At 63.4% G+C, this 4,113-nt stretch carries 5 protein-coding genes and 1 pseudogene; 4 read left to right on the top strand and 2 right to left on the bottom strand.

The window, feature by feature from the left end; translation table 11 throughout:
- Both GR328_RS26330 and GR328_RS26325 read left to right on the top strand, forming a co-directional pair.
- Window positions 1-287 (top strand): carboxyl transferase domain-containing protein (locus GR328_RS26330; RefSeq protein ID WP_281352154.1); only part of this gene is annotated, 287 nt, incomplete at its 5' end.
- Window positions 288-289: 2 nt separating this feature from the next.
- Entirely contained in the window at window positions 290-1,369 is a 1,080-nt protein-coding gene (locus GR328_RS26325) for a PLP-dependent cysteine synthase family protein (protein WP_160888600.1), read from the top strand.
- A 76-nt stretch (window positions 1,370-1,445) separates the two neighbouring features.
- Here the strand turns inward: GR328_RS26325 and GR328_RS26320 are convergent, their stop codons facing one another.
- Entirely contained in the window at window positions 1,446-2,063 is a 618-nt protein-coding gene (locus GR328_RS26320; RefSeq protein WP_160888599.1) for an alpha/beta hydrolase, read from the bottom strand.
- Between the two features lie 257 nt (window positions 2,064-2,320).
- Window positions 2,321-3,140 (bottom strand): annotated as a pseudogene (locus GR328_RS26315) (VOC family protein).
- 316 nt (window positions 3,141-3,456) lie between these two features.
- Here GR328_RS26315 and GR328_RS26310 point away from each other — a divergent pair.
- A complete protein-coding gene (locus tag GR328_RS26310; RefSeq protein ID WP_160888598.1) occupies window positions 3,457-3,870 on the top strand; it encodes a hypothetical protein in 414 nt (137 codons plus the stop codon).
- A 118-nt stretch (window positions 3,871-3,988) separates the two neighbouring features.
- A partial coding sequence (locus GR328_RS28135; protein ID WP_160888597.1) for a biotin carboxylase N-terminal domain-containing protein occupies window positions 3,989-4,113 on the top strand: 125 nt, incomplete at its 3' end.

The raw sequence follows: 4,113 nt of genomic DNA, 5'->3' as shown, positions 1-4,113 counted from the left end.
GAGACATCAACTATGCCTGGCCGACCGCGCAGATCGCGGTGATGGGAGCGAAGGGCGCGGTGGAGATCATCTTCCGAGGCGACATCGGCGACGAGGACAAGATCTCTGCGCGCACGAAGGAATACGAGGACCGCTTCATGTCACCGTTCGTAGCGGCTGAGCGGGGCTATATCGACGAGGTAATCATGCCGCATTCGACACGGCGGCGGATCGCCCGCGCCCTCGCCATGCTGCGCCACAAGGAGACCGAGCGGCCGTGGAAGAAGCACGACAATATTCCATTGTGAACATGCCGATCTCAGAACGTTCCTGGGTCTCTTCCGCCATCCAGATCATCGAGGCGGATTTCAACCGCTCTTCCGACACGCATCTTCTGCGCGTGCCGCTCCCGGCGGTGCCGGGGATATCGCTTTATCTGAAGGACGAATCGACCCATCCGTCGGGCAGCCTCAAGCACCGGCTGGCGCGCTCGCTGTTTCTGTATGGCCTGTGCAACGGCTGGATTGGGCCGGATACAACCATCGTGGAAGCGTCGAGCGGGTCGACCGCCGTGTCCGAGGCCTATTTCGCCCGGATGCTGGGGCTGCGTTTCATCGCGGTGATGCCGCGCTCCACTTCGGCTGAAAAAATCGCGCAGATCGCCTTCTATGGCGGTGAGAGCCATTTCGTGGACAGCCCCGCCGCCATGTACGAGGAGAGCGCACGTCTCGCGCGCGAACTCGGCGGCCATTACATGGACCAGTTCACCTATGCCGAGCGGGCGACGGACTGGCGCGGCAACAACAACATCGCGGAATCCATCTTCAACCAGATGGCGCAGGAGGAATATCCGGTGCCGCGTTGGATCGTGGTGGGGGCGGGCACCGGCGGCACCTCGGCAACGCTCGGACGCTACATCCGCTATCGCCGCCTGCCGACGAAGCTGTGCCTGGCCGATCCGGAGGCGTCCGTATTCCATCGTCATCTGGCGGACCGCAATGTGTGTATCGCGTCCAATCCGCCCTCCGTGATCGAGGGCATCGGCCGTCCGCGCTGCGAGCCGTCCTTCGTGCCAGAACTCATCGACCGTGCCTACGCCGTGCCCGACGCAGAGAGCATCGCAGCGGCGCGCGTCCTCTCCCGCCGCATCGGCCGTTCCTGCGGCGGCTCCACGGGCACCAATCTCTGGGCGGTGGCGCAGCTCATCGGCGAGATGATGCAGCGCGGAGAGAAGGGGTCAGTCGTGACCTTGTTGTGCGATTCCGGCGACCGTTACCGCAGCACGCATTTCAGTGATGAATGGCTGAGAGAACGCGGCATCGATATCAGGCCCGCGGAAGAGGCGATCGAGCGTTTCTTCGAGAGTGGCGTTCTGAAACAAGCTGAATAGGATCCTCCGCCCTCATCCGTGGACACAGCCGCGAATGGGCCCTCCTCAGGATGGGGGCGAGCTTGCGGGATGCCGTTTACCCACCGCTTCCGGCGAACCATTTCAGCATCAGCTGAAGGTCCGTCTGGGAGAGACCATGTCCGGTCGGCAGCGCCTCGTGCTGGACGTCCGCGCCGGCTGACGACAGCGATGCGGCGAGACGCGCCGAATTCTCCGCCTGGACGATCGGATCCTTCAGGCCCGATACCATCAGCACGCGCTTTCCGGTAAGATCCGCCTTCGGAGCATCTCTCAGCGGAACCATAGCGCGCAGCAGCGCGGCTCCTGCCAGAGCTTCCGGCCGGAGCATCAGCATGGCGGCGGCGATGTTCGCGCCGTTCGAAAAGCCGAGCGCAACCGGTGCCTCCAAGCCGTAAGCCTTACGGGCCTCGGTGACGAAATCCGCCAGCTCGTTGGCGCGAAGGCGAACGTCCTCCTCGTCGAATACGCCCTCCGCCAAGCGGCGGAAGAAGCGCGGCATGCCATTTTCCAGAACCTTGCCGCGCGGGGAGAGCAAGGCGGAGCCGGGTGAAACCATGCGCCCCAGGGAGATCAGGTCGTTTTCGTCGCCGCCCGTACCGTGAAGCAGCAGGAGAGGCGGGCGGTTCAGCCCGGCAGCTGGTTCAAATCGATGGATGAAGGTGAGTTCTGACATCGGGTTCTTCGCTTTTCCATTTCCCAAAGGGGAGGGGTAGGGTGGAGTATTGCGACTGCGTGGGACTTAATCCAGCAGAGCCGTCACACCGGCCTTCTGCCGGTGATCTCGGCCCGTAGAACGCCGCGCCTCTGGAATCGGGATGGCCGGGTTAAGCCCGGCCATGACGCCGTAGCGGCCTTCGGGATCGGGTGCACCGCGCCGGCCGCCCGACCCTCATTCCCAACCCCTCGCCGCAACGTTGAGAGGGATATTCCTTACGCCAATGCAGGCAGATGGGCCTCGATCCTCGTGCAACTCGGCTCGAGAAAGCCAGGGAGTTTCGGTTCGCGGCCCGGCCGGTCCTCCGCCTCGTCGGCCTCGCAGCCGGGTCCGTCGGTGGCGATCTCGAACAGGATGCCGCCGGACTCGCGGAAGGCCACGTGATGAATCGAACCGCCGTCCATGCGACCCGGCAGGAATCCGCCGACGCTGCGAATATTGATCGTGCCGCCCATGGGAGCATTGCTCCTGTAGCGCACCGGGGAGCCTTCACGCGCCACTTCGCGGAAACCGAAGACATCTGTGAGAATCACCCCGGTGGGCTCGCCGTTCTCGACGAGCAGCGTGACGCCTTCCAGGCCGCGAACGGCATGCTCGGCCGGGATTTCGCCGTTCGACCAAGCCTCATCGCCGCCGGCATTCTGCACGCCCACGAGAGACAGGTTCGTTCCGTGCGGATCCTTGAAAGGGCGGAACGCTCTGGCCGAAGCGTTTCTCCAGCGTGCCATGTGCCACGCCCTGTTCAATGAGGCGGTGGCTCCAGTAGCCGAGGGAGCCTTCGGGCACCCGGAAGGCCGTTTCCGAGGTCGAGTCGACACCCGTGCGCCCGGGCGGCACATGCTTCCGGGGAAAGAAGGTGAGGAGCGAGCCCGGGCTGCCATGGCTGTCGCCGAAATAGAAGCGGTAGGTGCCGGGATCGTCGAAGTTCACGGTCGTCTCGACGAGACGAAGCCCGAGAACCCGTGTGTAAAAATCGAGGTTGCGACCAGCCGGACCCGCAATGGCGGTGAGATGATGAATGCCGTGGTGCCGCATGGCCGTATTCCTTAAGCGGAAGCGCGGGATGCGCGCCGCACGCCCGGGACATAGACATCATTGACAGGGGAATAGGGGCGGAAAGGGCACTTTGCGGGATTGCAAGCCGTGGGAGTTCTCAGGCCCAAAGCCGCACCAATGCTGCGGATTTTCGACCGGCAAGAATCCGGCAACCAAAGAGACTCAGCAAGGCTTAACCTCAACGCGGATTCAGCATTGCACGTTAACGGTTTACGGCCGTCGCCCGTGTGAAGCTCAGTCTCGCGCAAGAGAGCGACCGGCTTCCATTGAGTACGGGCCGGAGGGAGTCATAGGGATGCTGAGAGACAGCCTTCGCGAGTTCGTCGACGTTGCCGCAGAGCAAAACTTCATTTCGTCCGATGCCGTCAAGGCGCTCTCTGGCGAGATTCTGCCGGATGGCATCCTCAGTCGCCTGGAGGTGGAGACGCTCCTGGCCGTGGATCGCATCGTCGAGGCGGACGAGAGCTGGGGGGGGGCCCTCACCAGGCTCGTGGTGGATTTCGTTGTGTGGAAGCGGGAGCCTCACGGGGTGGTGAGCAGCGACGACGCCCTCTGGCTTGCCACGGTCCTGGAGGTGAGCGGGCCCAGCCGCAACGCCATGAACATCGCCTATGCCATCCTGGACGAGGCGGGCTATGTGGATGTGGCGCTCCTCGATTTCATCATGCGCGGACGCCAGCGGGCCCGAATGAGCCTCATGGCGGCTTAAGGCTTGGCATTTCGCCATCTAACCTAAATGCTAAACGCAGCCCTGCTTCCCGAATGCACCGATGTGCAGTAACGGAGGTGGGGCTTGAATTGTTTTGAGGGTGGAGCGTCCGAGGCTCATGTTCGACAAGATCCTGATTGCGAACCGTGGCGAGATCGCGTGCCGGGTGATCAAGACCGCCCGGCGAATGGGCATCAAGACGGTGGCGGTCTATTCCGATGCAGATCGGGACGCCCTCCACGT

Source organism: Microvirga makkahensis, from assembly GCF_009830105.1.
GTDB lineage: Bacteria > Pseudomonadota > Alphaproteobacteria > Rhizobiales > Beijerinckiaceae > Microvirga > Microvirga makkahensis.
This window is presented reverse-complemented; position numbering and strand designations above follow the sequence as displayed.